The organism is Pseudoalteromonas luteoviolacea DSM 6061, from assembly GCF_001625655.1.
Classification (GTDB): Bacteria; Pseudomonadota; Gammaproteobacteria; order Enterobacterales; family Alteromonadaceae; genus Pseudoalteromonas; species Pseudoalteromonas luteoviolacea.
This window is the reverse complement of record NZ_AUYB01000093.1, coordinates 29,474-44,646: the sequence shown is the minus strand read 5'-3', so window position 1 is coordinate 44,646 and position 15,173 is coordinate 29,474. Positions and strand designations below refer to the sequence as shown.

13 protein-coding genes are annotated in these 15,173 nt (G+C 42.1%); 4 read left to right on the top strand and 9 right to left on the bottom strand.

Annotated features, from left to right (window positions below; genetic code table 11):
• The first annotated feature begins 1,201 nt into the window (after positions 1 to 1,201).
• From N475_RS06900 to N475_RS06885, 4 genes are all read left to right on the top strand, one after another.
• Complete coding sequence (locus N475_RS06900; RefSeq protein WP_063357340.1) at positions 1,202 to 2,503, top strand: GntP family permease; 1,302 nt, start codon at positions 1,202 to 1,204, stop codon at positions 2,501 to 2,503.
• A 103-nt stretch (positions 2,504 to 2,606) separates the two neighbouring features.
• Positions 2,607 to 3,395, top strand: a complete 789-nt coding sequence (locus N475_RS06895; protein ID WP_063364934.1) for a TIGR00266 family protein — start codon at positions 2,607 to 2,609, stop codon at positions 3,393 to 3,395.
• Positions 3,396 to 3,558: 163 nt separating this feature from the next.
• Positions 3,559 to 5,646, top strand: a complete 2,088-nt coding sequence (fusA, locus tag N475_RS06890) for an elongation factor G (RefSeq protein ID WP_063364933.1) — start codon at positions 3,559 to 3,561, stop codon at positions 5,644 to 5,646.
• Between the two features lie 555 nt (positions 5,647 to 6,201).
• On the top strand, positions 6,202 to 6,627 hold the full coding sequence (locus N475_RS06885) for a hypothetical protein (protein WP_063357343.1): 426 nt from the start codon (positions 6,202 to 6,204) through the stop codon (positions 6,625 to 6,627).
• A 677-nt stretch (positions 6,628 to 7,304) separates the two neighbouring features.
• Here the strand turns inward: N475_RS06885 and hemB are convergent.
• The 9 genes from hemB to N475_RS06840 form a co-directional block, all read right to left on the bottom strand.
• Positions 7,305 to 8,315, bottom strand: a complete 1,011-nt coding sequence (gene hemB, locus N475_RS06880; RefSeq protein ID WP_063357344.1) for a porphobilinogen synthase — start codon at positions 8,313 to 8,315, stop codon at positions 7,305 to 7,307.
• A 1-nt stretch (position 8,316) separates the two neighbouring features.
• Positions 8,317 to 10,200 (bottom strand): sensor domain-containing diguanylate cyclase, encoded by a 1,884-nt coding sequence (locus N475_RS06875; protein WP_063364932.1) that lies wholly within the window; start codon positions 10,198 to 10,200, stop codon positions 8,317 to 8,319.
• Positions 10,197 to 10,994, bottom strand: a complete 798-nt coding sequence (locus N475_RS06870) for a TatD family hydrolase (RefSeq protein WP_063364931.1) — start codon at positions 10,992 to 10,994, stop codon at positions 10,197 to 10,199. The genes N475_RS06875 and N475_RS06870 overlap by 4 nt, the downstream gene beginning before the upstream one ends.
• Complete coding sequence (locus tag N475_RS06865) at positions 10,995 to 11,531, bottom strand: hypothetical protein (protein ID WP_063364930.1); 537 nt, start codon at positions 11,529 to 11,531, stop codon at positions 10,995 to 10,997.
• A complete protein-coding gene (tatC, locus tag N475_RS06860) occupies positions 11,524 to 12,270 on the bottom strand; it encodes a twin-arginine translocase subunit TatC (protein WP_063357348.1) in 747 nt (248 codons plus the stop codon). The genes N475_RS06865 and tatC overlap by 8 nt, the downstream gene beginning before the upstream one ends.
• A 25-nt stretch (positions 12,271 to 12,295) precedes the next feature.
• Positions 12,296 to 12,613, bottom strand: coding sequence for a Sec-independent protein translocase protein TatB (tatB, locus tag N475_RS06855; RefSeq protein WP_063357349.1), 318 nt, complete (start codon positions 12,611 to 12,613; stop codon positions 12,296 to 12,298).
• A gap of 4 nt (positions 12,614 to 12,617) precedes the next feature.
• Positions 12,618 to 12,866 carry a Sec-independent protein translocase subunit TatA gene (gene tatA, locus N475_RS06850; protein ID WP_063357350.1) on the bottom strand — a complete coding sequence of 83 codons (249 nt, stop codon included), beginning with the start codon at positions 12,864 to 12,866 and terminating at the stop codon, positions 12,618 to 12,620.
• A gap of 65 nt (positions 12,867 to 12,931) precedes the next feature.
• Positions 12,932 to 14,545, bottom strand: a complete 1,614-nt coding sequence (ubiB, locus tag N475_RS06845) for a ubiquinone biosynthesis regulatory protein kinase UbiB (RefSeq protein WP_063357351.1) — start codon at positions 14,543 to 14,545, stop codon at positions 12,932 to 12,934.
• 17 nt (positions 14,546 to 14,562) lie between these two features.
• Positions 14,563 to 15,162: a ubiquinone biosynthesis accessory factor UbiJ gene (locus N475_RS06840; RefSeq protein WP_063357352.1), complete on the bottom strand. Its 600-nt coding sequence runs from the start codon at positions 15,160 to 15,162 to the stop codon at positions 14,563 to 14,565.
• Between the last annotated feature and the right edge of the window lie 11 nt (positions 15,163 to 15,173).

The following is a 15,173-nucleotide window of genomic DNA, read 5'->3' as shown; positions in this document are numbered from 1 at the left end:
TAGGAAGCTATTACACTAGATTACAATTGGGTACAAAGAGGCAATAAAAAAGGCCCTAATAGGGCCTTTTAGGTTCATATCTACCGTCACCGATATGAGCAATGTAGCAAGTAAAATAGTAAGTCGGTTGCTAGTGAATCACCTTAAGGGGCGTTAAAGTTCATCACTGACAACCTAAAGCTGTTTGCGTGCGCAACACGTGTTTCGGGGTCGAGAAACAAATTTGAGTACGTCAACAAAGTGAGTGCTTATCTGCTTTGTTGCGATTGATTATCAGTTAGATTTGAGTGGGTGTCAATACTTATTTGAAAATAATTCTCATTTGTATCATTGGGGGGTTTATTGCCCTAAGCAATATTGAAGTTTAACTGGGTTGCCGATTAAAACTGGAATTTTACCAATAAAAAAGCCCGCTTAAGCGGGCTTTTAATGATCATATCTACCGTCACCGATATGAGCAATGTAGCAAGTAAAAATTAGTAAGTGGGTTGAGTATGCTTTACTTTAAGGGGCGTTAGAGCAAAGCATCTGCAACCTATGCATTTTACGTGTGCATCACGTGTTTCAGGGTCTTGAAACAATTTAGCGTACTTAACAAAATAAGCCGTCAACTCACTTTGTTGAGATTGATTATCAATTGTATTTTGATCTAAGTCAATATCTTTTTGGAAATAATTCTCATTTGTATTTTTGTGTTGTGCACAGTTGGGTTGTAATTGTTAATTAACAGCTTGGATTGGACGTTTTATGAAATCTCAGTGCTTATCAAAAGTCAAAAAAGTATGGATGCAGAAATAGAAAAGCCCGCGGGTCGAGCGGGCTTTTAGTGTCATATCTACCGTCACTGATATGAGCAATGTAGCAAGTAAAATAGTCGGTTGTTTGCTTGATAATTTAGGGGCGTAAAATACCTAGCTTTAACCTAGCGTATAACGTTCGCTCAACGTGTTTCAGGGTCGAGAAACAAAATAGAGTACTTCAACAAAATAAACCGTCACTTACTTTGTTGAGATTGATTATCAATAACATTAAGCTTGGTGTCAATATCTTTTTGAAAATAATTCTCATTTAATTTTTATTCGTCATAAAGTGGACCGAAGTGCTACTTAAAATTTTGTCGAGCATGGTCGCTTCCTAAACTTTATTTCATGTGTATTTCGGCGTATAACAGTTACATAAAAATAACAAAAGAGGTGGTTTAATGCTCAGTACATTGGGGCTTATTGTGGCATTGTCAGGGCTGATTTGGCTGACTCTGCGCGGTATGAATTTGTTTATTTCAGCGCCTTTGTGCGCGCTTGTTGTGGCATTAAGTAGCCATTTGTCTCTGTTTAACGATACGTCTGGACAAGATTTTGTGTCCTTGTATATGTCGGGTTTTAGTGGATTTATACAAGCTTGGTTTTTTATGTTTTTGCTCGGTTCTTTATTTGGCAAATTTATGGAGGATACGGGGGCCGCAGATGCAATTGCGCGATACATTACTGATAAAATAGGCATGAAACATGCGGTTTTTGCTATCGTATTGGCGTGTGCATTGCTGACTTATGGAGGGGTCAGTGTATTTATTGTCGCATTCTCTGTATACCCAATGGCACTTAGTTTATTTAAGGACGCCAATTTACCAAGACGCTTTATTCCCGCGGTGTTGGCGTTTGGTTCGGTGACATTTACCATGACTTCGGCTGGATCACCGGAAATTCAAAACTGGATCCCTATCAAGTATTTGGGGACATCACCTTATGCAGCATGGCAAGAAAGTTTAGTCGTGGCGCTATTTATGGCGGTATTAGGCTATTTTCTCTTGGTTAAAATGATAAAAAAAGCAGTCAATAATGGTGAGCAATTTGTTGCTAGAGACGGTGATCCAATTGAAGATAAGCGTCATTTACCTCATCCGATTACAGGTTTAATCCCCTTACTTGTGGTTTTACTTTTGTCGTTCTTTCTTCATGAACAATTGCAACAAAGCGCACTTATCGTAGCGCTATTAGGCGGGGTACTTGCTATCTGTGCCATTAACTTTAAGTATTTTAAAAATTTAACCCAGGCGATTAATTTAGGAACAACAGGTGCGCTCGTAGCTATTGGCAATACGGCTGCAGTGGTTGGGTTTGGTGCTGTTGCCAAAGGAACGCCAGCATTCCAAGAAGCAGTTGCACTAATGACTTCAATTCCGGGTAATGAACTAGTAGGTGCAGCCATCGCAATTAGCGTGATTGCCGCTTTGACAGGCTCAGCGTCTGGAGGCCAAGCAATCGCATTGCCTTTGGTTGCGCCTCATTATTTAGATTTGGGTGTAGATGCTAATCAATTGCATCGAGTTGTTGCCATAAGCTCGGGGGCACTCGACACACTGCCACATAATGGGTATGTGGTGACAACTGTTAGAGCCATTTGCGGTGAAAAGCATCAAGATGCTTATTGGCCTCTTGCTGTGTTGACGGTTTGTGTGCCGTTGTTGGGGGTCGCGTTGGTTTTAGGGCTATTTATTTGGTTTTAGGCGCAAGTGCACTTTGAACTTGTATCGAAGATTGACGAATTAGACTAAGTTAGAAGCGGTAAGCGGTACCAGAAGCAACTAAACAAATATAAAGGAGAGTGTTATGCGTTGCCATGAAATTGATTACGAAATCATTGGTGAGTCTATGCAGATGGTTGAAGTTGAGCTTGATCCCAATGAAACGGTGATAGCAGAGGCGGGTGCAATGAATTACATGCAAGACGGCATTAGTTTTGAGGCCAAAATGGGCGATGGCGCGGACGTCGATCAAGGGTTTATGAGTAAGCTATTCAGTGCTGGTAAGCGCTTGATCAGTGGTGAGTCCTTATTTATGACGCACTTTACTAATGAGGGCAGTGGTAAAAAGCGAGTTGCGTTTGCAGCACCATTTCCTGGCTCCATTTTGGCACTTGATATGTCTACGTTAGGTGAATCCGTGTATCTACAAAAAGACTCCTTTTTGTGTGCAGCGCTTGGTACCAAAGTCGACATCGCATTTCAGCGTAAACTGGGAGCAGGGTTCTTTGGTGGAGAGGGGTTTATCTTGGAGCATCTACAAGGTGATGGCATGGCATTTGCGCATGCTGGCGGTACGATTGTAGAAAAACAACTCAATGGTGAGACACTCAAAGTTGACACTGGTTGTGTTGTGGGCTTTAGCGAAGGCATTGAGTTTGATATTGAGCGTGTTAAAGGTCTCAAGAGTATGTTCTTTGGTGGTGAGGGGTTGTTTTTGGCGACTTTAAGTGGCCATGGCACTGTTTGGATCCAGAGCTTACCATTCTCTAGATTGGCAGATAGAGTCCTAGAGTGTGCACCAAAGCAAGGCGGTAGCCGTCAAGGTGAGGGCTCAGTCTTAGGCCAAGTCGGAGACATTATTGACGGCGATTAAGCCTTTATTTGGCTTATTTTGTCTAGTTCAACAATGCAATATGGCAATGAATGCGTTTTAATTGCAAATTGACTGCATTTTAATCGACTTCAAGGATGATGTTCGCCCAAAGAGGTGATATACTCCCGCCGAATAATTTTTCTACTTTAAATAGAGTAAAACAATGGCAGATTTATCGAAATACAGAAACATTGGTATTTTCGCGCACGTTGATGCGGGTAAAACTACCACCACTGAGCGTATTCTAAAGCTTACTGGTAAAATTCACAAAACTGGTGAGGTACACGACGGTGAGTCAACTACTGACTTCATGGAACAGGAAGCAGAGCGTGGTATTACTATCCAGTCAGCAGCTGTTACTTGTGAGTGGAAAGGCCACCGTTTAAACGTTATCGATACTCCTGGACACGTTGACTTCACAGTTGAAGTTTACCGTTCACTTAAAGTACTAGACGGCGGTATCGGTGTATTCTGTGGTTCTGGTGGTGTTGAGCCACAGTCAGAAACTAACTGGCGTTATGCGAACGAATCAGAAGTTGCACGTTGTATCTTCGTAAACAAACTAGACCGTATGGGTGCAGACTTCTACCGCGTAGTAGGTCAAGTAGAAAAAGTACTTGGCGCAAACCCACTAGTTATGACTCTTCCAATCGGTATCGAAGATCAGTTCACAGGTGTTGTTGACGTACTAGAAAAGAAAGCATACATCTGGGACGAGACTGGCCTACCAGAAAACTACGAAATCACTGACGTTCCAGCTGACATGGTTGAGAAAGTTGAAGAGTACCATGAGATGCTAGTTGAGTCTGCTGTAGAGCAAGACGACGACCTAATGGAAGCATACATGGAAGGTGAAACTCCTTCACTAGAGCAAATCAAAGCTTGTATCCGTAAAGGTACACGTGACCTTGCTTTCTTCCCAACTTTCTGTGGTTCTGCATTCAAGAACAAAGGTATGCAGCTAGTACTAGACGCAGTTGTAGACTACCTACCGTCTCCAACTGAAGTTGATCCTCAGCCTCTAACTGATCCTGAAACTGGTGAGCCTACTGGTGACGTTGCGACAGTTGACGCTGATGAGCCACTTAAAGCGCTTGCGTTCAAAATCATGGACGACCGTTTCGGTGCACTTACGTTCATCCGTATCTACGCTGGTCGCATGAAAAAAGGTGACACGATCCTTAACTCTGCAACTGGTAAAACTGAGCGTATCGGCCGTATGGTTGAGATGCAAGCAGACGAGCGTAACGAACTTACTGAAGCACAAGCGGGTGACATCATCGCAGTTGTAGGTATGAAGAACGTTCAAACTGGTCACACTCTATGTGATCCTAAGCACGAATGTACACTAGAAGCGATGATCTTCCCTGATCCGGTAATCTCTATCGCTGTTGCACCTAAAGATAAAGGTGGTAACGAGAAGATGGGTATTGCTATCGGTAAGATGGTTGCAGAAGATCCGTCATTCCAGGTTGAGACTGACGAAGATTCAGGTGAAACTATCCTTAAAGGTATGGGTGAACTTCACCTAGACATCAAGGTAGACATCCTTAAGCGTACTTACGGCGTTGAGCTAGTTGTTGGTCAGCCGCAGGTTGCTTACCGTGAAACTATCACGCAAGAAGTTGAAGACAGCTACACGCACAAGAAGCAGTCTGGTGGTTCTGGTCAGTTCGGTAAGATCGACTACCGCATCAAGCCTGGCGAAATTGGTTCTGGCTTCACGTTCTCATCTTCAGTTGTTGGTGGTAACGTACCTAAAGAATTCTGGCCTGCAGTTGAGAAAGGCTTCAAGTCAATGATGGAAGAAGGTGTTCTAGCTGGCTTCCCTGTACTTGACGTTGAAGTTGAGCTATTCGACGGTGGTTTCCACGCAGTTGACTCATCAGCAATCGCATTCGAAATCGCTGCTAAAGGTGCTTTCCGTCAGTCTATCCCTAAAGCGGGTGCACAACTTCTTGAGCCTATCATGAAAGTTGACGTATTCACGCCAGATGACAACGTAGGTGACGTAATCGGTGACCTTAACCGTCGTCGTGGTATGATCAAAGACCAAGAAGCTGGCGCAATGGGCGTTCGTATCAAGGGTGAAGTACCTCTATCTGAAATGTTCGGATACATTGGTCACCTACGTACTATCACGTCTGGTCGTGGTCAGTTCTCAATGGAATTCGCTCACTATGCACCATGTCCGCAAAACGTTGCTGACGCGGTAATCGCAGCTGAGAAAGAAAAGAAAGCTGCTAAGTAATTTATACTTAAGCTGACTTTTAGAAAAACCGCCGAAAGGCGGTTTTTTTATGTCTATACTTTATATGCCAAATTTTGCAATTCTGACGCTTCAAGTCATCACCTAACAAAACGTTTATGTTTAATTTCTTATTTTAAATAAATCATTATAAAGTTTGGATTTTATATTTGTTTTTAGTACCAAAATATGGTTTTACCATTTTTTATACTCTTTTATTTATAAATAATATTACTCAAAAATATCATTATTTTATAAGTTCATGAAATAATTAGCTTTGTTTCAATAAATGAAATTATTTGCAATTGTTAACCTGTTGTATTTGGTTAAAGATATTTTTTATGAATTTACATTTATTTACTTAATTGTTTAATTTTAAAGGGCTTTTATTTTGTTTTAGTGATTTATGCAAGAATTCATAAAAGTATTCGGATTCATTGCAATTGATATATTGTTGAAGAAAAAAAGACTTTCATGCTTGATTTAGGAACAGTGCGAATTTATCATATCCCGCTATTAGTATTACGTTGATGAGTTGAGTAAAATTCGGAGGTACTCATGAAGACAATCAATTTGCGAATTAACTGGTTTGTATATTCGATACAAATACTACTAACCGCATTATTCTATATATTATTTTCAAGTCTTGGAGTTTCGCAAGTAGCCAATTTAATCGTTGGTGCAAGTACACTGTTTATAGTTACCTCGCTGCTGCTTATCCAAATGAAGAAAAGATATGTACACATTGATAGAGCGGGCTTTAGTTATAAATACTTATCAAAAACGCATTACTTGCATCATGATGAAATCGCTGCGATTAAAGTGACAAAGCTCTTGGGTGCAAACATCTTATCTGTGGAGCTAAAGTCTAAAAAGAAAGTGATGTTCTTGTTTTGGTCTGTTGATATAGAAGATATACAGAAAGCGGCCAAACTATTTGACTGTGAATTAATCGGTGAAGTACCGTCGCAAGTGAAAGCATAAAAAAGCGCCTTTGGCGCTTTTTTACTATTAAAAACATTGGTTTATTATAATGCTATTAAAGGATATATAAGGCAGTATCCCGAACCATAAAAAATCAATCCTGCATAGTAAGCTTTCTTACCGTTAAAGTATGGTCACTCCCTTTAATTACGAGCCTTTTCTTATTCAAAATAGCGTATCACTGTCGCTGAATAGATTTATTGCATAGATCTCTATCGAGTTGATGATAATACTCAAATAGTGTTTGTTAATTGGCTGTTTTATATGGCAAAGCCTCTATCAGGCAATACTTTTCCTTAGGTCCTGTAAACTCACCTTTTCATTTTAATTTAGCCTGCCTTCTTGGTTAGGATTTAATACTTAATCTTGGCAGTACTACTCAGCTGTCGTACTGGACTCGGTTTAAGAGATATCCATGGAAGGTGACACCCGCCTCGGTGCATGCTTGGTACTGATGCCGTTTTATTCTCTAGGTCTCTTTGTGTTTTCAAGGTGAGCAACTAATTTGCCCATTGAGAAGTGTTAGGTACCTCAATGGAAGAGTGTGCAGACTGTTTTAGATGGTAATTGAGGATAAAGGAGTAAAGGTAAGAGATTAACTTTTTGAGCAAATTTAGATGACGTGATGCAGCTAAAAAAGAGCAACGGTGTTGCTCTTTTTCATGTCGAGCTATACGCTATTTTTCATTCAACCAAATTGCGACTTGTTTAGCAAAGTAAGTCAGAATGCCGTCAGCGCCTGCACGTTTAAATGCCAATAAAGACTCCATAACCGTCGGTTTTTCAGCTAGCCAACCGTTATCTATGGCGGCTTTATGCATGGCGTACTCACCACTGACTTGGTAAGCAAAGGTTGGTACACCAAATTCATCTTTTACTCTTCGTACGACGTCTAAATAAGGCATTCCTGGTTTTACCATAACCATGTCCGCGCCTTCTTGTAGGTCGAGTGCTACTTCGCGTAGCGCTTCATCTGAGTTAGCTGGGTCCATTTGGTAAGTCTTTTTATCAGCACCTTTTAGGTTACCTGCTGAACCTACTGCGTCTCTGAAAGGACCATAATAGCTTGAGGCGTATTTTGCTGAGTAGGCCATGATTCGAGTGTGGATATGTCCGGCTTCTTCAAGTGCATCTCGGATCGCACCGATGCGGCCATCCATCATATCAGAAGGGGCAACGACGTCAGCACCAGCTTCAGCATGCGATAGTGCCTGTTTTATTAAGACTTCGGTGGTAACATCATTAATAACATATCCATTTTCATCAATAATGCCATCTTGTCCATGCACAGTGAATGGGTCTAAGGCAATATCTGTGATCACACCAAGTTGCGGGCAAGCCTCTTTTAGTGCGCGGACAGTTCTTTGTGCGAGCCCTTCAGCGTTATACGCTTCTTCTGCCATAAGAGATTTTTTATCCGCTGGTGTTACTGGGAAAATAGCAATAGCTGGTACACCCAACTCTTGCAGTTGTGTCGCTTCTTCGATCAGCAAGTCAATTGAAAGGCGTTCAATACCTGGCATTGATGGTATCGCTTCACGGCGATTTTTTCCTTCCAAGACAAAGACAGGATAAATTAGATCAGCAACTGTTAGTGTGTTTTCACACATTAAACGTCGCGAGAAGTCATCACGACGCATGCGGCGCATGCGCGTATAAGGAAATAGATCTAGTCCTGATTGAGCCACGTTAAGTCTCCTGCTTATGTTGATATATACAAACACGATTTCGGCCTTGTTGCTTTGCCTCATAAAGTGCTTTATCGGCCAAATCGGTAAAAATAGTGGGGTTTTGAGTGTCTGTTGCTATTGCGCTATACACCCCTGCACTGGTAGTAAAGCGAATCGCTTGGTCGGCGATGTTTACCACGCACTGCTCAGTAGAGAGCCTAATTTGCTCAGCAATCTCTTGTGCGCCTTGTTGGCTGGTATTTGGTAATAGGATCACAAACTCTTCACCACCGTAGCGAAAAACCTCGTCATGTGGTCGCTTCAAATGTTGTTGGATGCTTTGTGCAAAGGCACAAATTGTATGGTCGCCAGCAAGATGTCCATAGACGTCATTAACTCGTTTGAAGTGATCAATATCGAGCATAATGACACTGAGCGTCGTTTGCTCTCGTCTAGAACGGCGTACTTCCATCATTAGGCGTTTATCAAAATAGCGACGATTTTTAACCTTCGTGAGTGGGTCTTCCATATTAAGCTTTTCGAGCTCACGGTTTTTCTCTTCTAATTCTCGTAATGTGACCTGCAGCTCAAATGTGCGCTCATCAATACTACTCTCAAGATCCTCTCTAGCTTGTTCCTGAATGATGAGCTTCTCTTTGAGCAGTGCATCTTCCGCTCGTGTCTTGGCCAGTTTATGTTCTTGCTGTTTAATATGTGCTTCGCGCTCTGCGATATATTGTTTGGCTAAGATATAACTGACATAGGTACATAAAAACAGGGAACATAAGTAAGTAACAGGGCGCTCTAACAATGCACCAGAAAGTAGTCCTAGTTCAAAGCCGAATTGATAACACAGAGAAATTAGCAATGCAGTATAAACGCTAGTCACGACGAGTTTATGGCTTAGCTTTGTAGTCTTTGCAAAAATTGTAATCGTGCAAAAATACAGAACCAATGATATCGCAAATACATAAGCGAGTTTCATTGCTAATGAAATAGGTAAGAGTGTGCAGGTGATGGTAACTAAGCTACCTATCAATAATAGATATTTGAGTATGCTATCGGTATTGCCCTGAGGAGACACAGGCAGTATCGCGCTGCGCTGTATCGGGATCAGTAAAAGCGTCGAAAGTAGCACCAAAATACTTTGGCCATATTGCTGCATCCATTGCCAGTCAGCATATAGATATCGATAACCAAAGCCATATAAATGTACTAACAATAACCAAACACTTGTCAGTAATAGCGTGCCATGCAGAAAGTATTTGCGGCGTGTGAAGCTATACATCATAAAGTTAGTGGCTATCATTGCAAGAATAAACCCGGCGAGTATGCCGTAGATGAGATTAAACTTACTTTTATATTTCAAGTACTCAACTGGATGCCACAAACTTAAAGGGATATTCAATGCACCATGATGACGTACATTTAAATACACGATAGTTTGATTTTTTCCAGGAATTTCCAGAGGGACTAACTGAGCTTCATGTTTAATTGGTCTCTGAACAAGTGGGCGGCTATCACCTAAATCTAAGGTAAGAATAGAATGGTTAGCCTGCATTATATAAGCTGTAATACTATCTAGCAGGTTATTGTTGATGCTCAGTAGCAGTGGAATTTCTACAAGGCTGTCATTTTTTAGTATAACTTTGAGCCAAACATGATCGTCTACTTCACCTAGGTTTAAAGCGCCAGCATCATGTTGTTGCCAGTTGGGATCACTTGCTAGTAAATCATTTATGTTGTTGTTTTTTGTGACCGTATAGCTGAAAGGAAGCGCAGCTTCGTGGCGGAATTGAGTGGGTAATGAAAAGGCATTGCTCACGCTGCTCTGTGCCTCAGTCTTAGCAGGAAATGCTGACCAACTGGTTAGTATTACTAACAACAGCAGCATCATTCTCATGCGTTGTGGTCCATTACTTGTGGTGAAAATAAGGCATTAAAGTTCTCGCTACTACAATTTGCGATTGCCTCTGAGGTGGTCTTTTTCAAGCTCGCGATCTGCCCTGCAACTTCATGGAGGTATGCAGGTTCGTTGCGTCTCGATTTTGGCTTAGGCTTAAGTGTACGGGGAAGTAAGTAAGGTGAGTCTGTTTCAATTAATAACCGATCATTGGGAATATACTCAATCAGCTCTCGGAGCTGTTGACCACGCCTTTCGTCACATACCCAACCTGTGACACCTATCATTAAGCCGTAATCCAAATAGTATTTGAGCGCTTGCTTATCACCGGTAAAGCAGTGCAAAACGCCATTCACATCGACTTCTGAGAGCAAGGCGCGTAAGCGCGTGTGGGCATCTCGCTCGTGTAAATATACTGGCATGGCGAGTTGTTCTGCTAATTGCAGCTGTGCTGCACACACCTGCTCTTGAATAGGGCGAGGAGAGAAGTCTCTATTAAAGTCTAGGCCACATTCACCAATGGCCACGACTTCTTTTAAACTTGCTAGTTCTTTAAGTTGAGAGAGCAAGTTGGCAGGTGCATCCTTTGCGTCATGTGGATGCACACCTGCGGTACTACAAAAACCATAGGATTTGGCCATTATTTGGCTATCAATGCTAGACTGAATATCACACCCTATGAGTAGCATATTTGCGACATTGGCATCTCTAGCTCTCTCTAGAACAGATTCTCTGTCTTTATCAAATTGAGAGCTGGTTAAGTTAACACCAGCGTCGATAATATTATGTTGCATTTACTGTAGTCTTTTTACTCTGATTGAGCGATTTGAACCAGTTTTGTTCATTAGGTATGAATTAAAAGAAGCTCGTTTTATGGTGACATTGTCGCCTACTTTAGCAAAAAATGAATCGCTGCCAAGCTGTTTCCAAACGTGTCCATTAGCGAGTGTGAATGTACGTACGCCACGAGCTGACTCTTTTAATTTGACCACTTCAATCGTCAAATTATCGATATCGGCTAGTTTCTCTTTTACTTTATTTTCGAGGCCAAATTTTTGCTCTGCTGATTGCGCAGGTACGCTTGTTGTTACTGGTGCAGTTACTTGTGTAGGGTTAGCTACGACTTGTTGTTGGCTGTTTGTAACAGCACTCTGGTTACCAGCACTCTGGTTACCAGCATTCTGGTTACCAGCCATCGCATCATCAAAACACACTAGACGTTTCAACGCATTTTGGATCGTCGTGCACGATTGCAAAGCAGCGATGTCAACGGTTTTGGCATTGGCCGAAACTGATAAACCAAGAGCAAGTACTGCGATAATTCTATTCATTATTGATTTCCTGTTGCTGTGACTTCTTACTATATATGCCAGCTAAAATTATTCCGATTTCGAATAAGAGCAGCATTGGCAAAGCCAACAGAGTTTGAGACAACACGTCTGGGGGAGTGAGGAACATTGCCACAACAAAAGCCCCGACGACAATATATGGACGCTTTTCTTTAAGGCCTTGTGTTGTGGCTACACCACTCCAGCACAATAGCATAATGGCCACCGGAATCTCGAAGGCCACTCCAAAAGCGAAAAATAGTTTTAAAATAAAGGCCAGATAACTGCTGATATCCGGTGACAAGGTCATCATAGATGGGCCAGCGGCTGTCAAAAAGCCAAGAATAATGGGCATAACAACATAGTAGCAAAATGCAATGCCTGCGTAGAAAAGGACGACGCTAGAAAGCAAGATAGGCATGAGCATGCGCTTTTCATGTTTGTACAGTCCCGGTGCTAAAAACCCCCAAACTTGGTGCAATATAAAGGGAATTGCAAGGAATAAAGAGATAAACAATGTGAGTTTAAAAGGCGCAAAGAAAGGCGCGGTCACATCAGTTGCGATCATGGTGGTATTTTCAGGTAAGCTTAAGACCAGTGGGTTTGCTACAAACGCATAAATATCATTGGCAAAATATACCAGAGCAAGAAAAATCACTAAGATGCTTGCTAGTGCTCTGATCAATCGATCTCTAAGTTCAATCAGGTGGCTAATAAAGCCACTCGTTGCCGTATCGGACATGAAAATTCCTGTTACTTCTTAGTGTTTAATCTTTTTTGGAAGGTGGAGCCGCGGATTTGTCCTGATAACTGTGACGAACCGATTGTGCAGCTTTTTTGAGTTCGTCAACGGACTCTTGTAGCTCGGGTGCCAAATTACTCATATCTTGTTGTTCTGCTTTTTTTAGATTTGAGTGTAATTCGTGAACCCTGAGTTCCTCATTTACTTCCGCTTTCACGGAGTTAGCAATTGATTTAAGGGTTTTTATCCAACGACTCACCGTTCTTATCGCAACCGGTAGGCGTTCAGGCCCTAAAACAATTAAGCCGACTATCAAGACGACAACTAGCTCCCACATGCCCATCTAATCACACCTTGTCTTTGTCAGTTTCAGTGTTCGTAGTGCTGCTTTTTTGTTGAGTCTGATTTTGAATTGATTCTTGAGGCTTATCTGACTCTTTAGAGTTATTTTCTTCATCTGACATGGCATTTTTAAAGCCTTTTACGGCATTACCCAGATCTCCACCAAGGCCACGCAATTTCTTTGTGCCAAAAAGTAATACTATGATTGCTAATACAATTAATAATTGCCAAATACTAATACCGCCGAATCCCATAGTTACTCCATTTATTCATGTTATTTGTAAGGTCTAACTCGATTATACGCCGAGTGCGTAAAATATCACCCTGTTTTACGCCATGCACTGATAAATATCAATAGCGCAACGATTGCACTAAAGAGACTGGCGCCATGCAGTTCAGCGATAAAACATAGGCCGGATATAATTGCCAAAGCTGAGGCGGCCATACCGAGTAAAATACTTTGCACTGTTTGTTTACTTAGGCCGTTAGATACCGCTTGAGGTCGTTGGTTTTGACGCTTCAAACTTTGGTAAATTAAGTCAGGCAGCTCTGGCATTTTCTCTGCCCAAAATGGCAAATTTTGATACATTTTCTTTGCCACAGCCAGCGGTCCTACTTGCTCTTGAACCCAGTGTTCTAAAAATGGCTTGGCGGTTTTCCATAGGTCAAGCTGTGGATATAGCTGACGGCCAAGGCCCTCAACATAGAGTAATGTCTTTTGCAATAACACAAGCTGAGGCTGAACTTCCATATTAAACCTTCTTGCAGTATTGAATAAGTTGACCAATACGTGACCAAACGAAATTTCTGCCAAAGGTTTGTTGAATATAGGTTCACAGACAGTCCGAATCGCAAACTCAAACTCTTCTACACAGGTGTCCGCGGGTACCCACCCAGAGTCAACGTGCAATTGTGCCACTTGGCGATAGTCTCGATTGAAAAAAGCAATGAAATTTTCTGCTAAATATCGCTTATCCTCGCGATTAAGTGTGCCAACAATACCGCAATCTATGCCAATGTATTTCGGATTATGAGGGGTCTCATAGGAGACAAATATATTTCCAGGGTGCATGTCAGCATGAAAAAAGCTATCGCGAAATACCTGAGTGAAAAAGACTTCAACGCCTCGTTCTGCGAGGAGTTTCATGTCAGTACCTTGTTCGATAAGAGTCTCGGTATCAGAGACGGGGATCCCGTAAATACGCTCCATGACCAGTACATTCTGGCGTGAATACTCACTATAAACTTCGGGGATATAGAGTGCCTCGGAGCCTTCAAAGTTCCTTCTAAGTTGAATGGCGTTAGCACCTTCTCGCATGAGGTCCAGTTCATCAAGTAGGGTTTTTCTGTACTCTCTCACCACTTCTACTGGACGTAGCCTACGTCCTTCACTCACTAGGCCAGCAAGTAACTTTGCAAATTGCTCCATTAAAGACAGATCTGCAAGGATTTGTTTTTCGATATCTGGACGAATGACTTTAATCACGACATCTTTTAAGCCATCTTCAGTGTGGAGTTTAGCGCTGTGAACCTGAGCAATTGATGCAGATGCCAAAGGCTGTTGGTCAAATTGTTCGAATAGCGCTGCGATATCATCTATTTCCAGCGCTTTTTCGATGAGTTTTTGCGCATCTGTGCCGCAAAATGGCTTAACATTGTCTTGCAACTCGGCCAGTTCTATTGCGATATCAGGTGGCAGTAAGTCTCGTCTGGTTGACAGCATTTGGCCAAACTTGACCCATACGGGTCCGAGCGTTTGTAGTGCAAGACGCAGTCTTGCCCCTGCCGATTTATCGGCATGTTTGTTGGGTAGCCAAAATAGTACTTTGCGTAGCAGCTTCGCATACCAAGGTTGCAATTGTTGTGGTAACAGCTCATCTAGGCCGTAATTGAGAAAGGTCTTACCTATTTGGTAGAGGCGAGCGATGGACAATTCCAGCTCCTTAATAGTTAATCGGTTAGTGCGTTGAAGCGTTGCTCAAGCGCAGTCAACTGCTGCGACAGCGCCCTTGTTTGGGATTTAAACTGCTCCAACTCCAGCGGGTGAACGGTGACGTTAAGCTCATCTTGGCATAGCTGTGTAAAGATTTGCTCAAAGGTCTCACAGTGTTTTTGAGCATGGGCCTTACTTTGTCCCAAACTGTTCACTAACTGTTGTGCCCCCGCATCGCCAAGATAGCGAGATAGGTGTTCAGCCCAATCAATTTTTAAGTTGGAGAAAGCTTTGCTGTAAGCCTGAGCGAGATGGATATCTCCCTCTAAGTCCAATTTATTTGCGCGAATAAGGCGTGTTAATTGGCTTGGATCTTTCAGCTCAGAAACTGTGTCTAAAGAAGTTGTGATGTGGCAATCGGCACTGTCCTGATAGTTGCCATATACAAAGCAATGCTCACCATTGTAATGAAATGCACAAGAGATCTTTAAGTCGGTGAGTGTAATCGCCAATACTCTGTGCTCGGCATCACGCAAATCTTGTTTTAGCACTGGCTCGAGTGTGATTAAACGATTTACAACTTGTTCAGCAACGGCTGTTAGCACAGATATCCACATAACTTTTATCC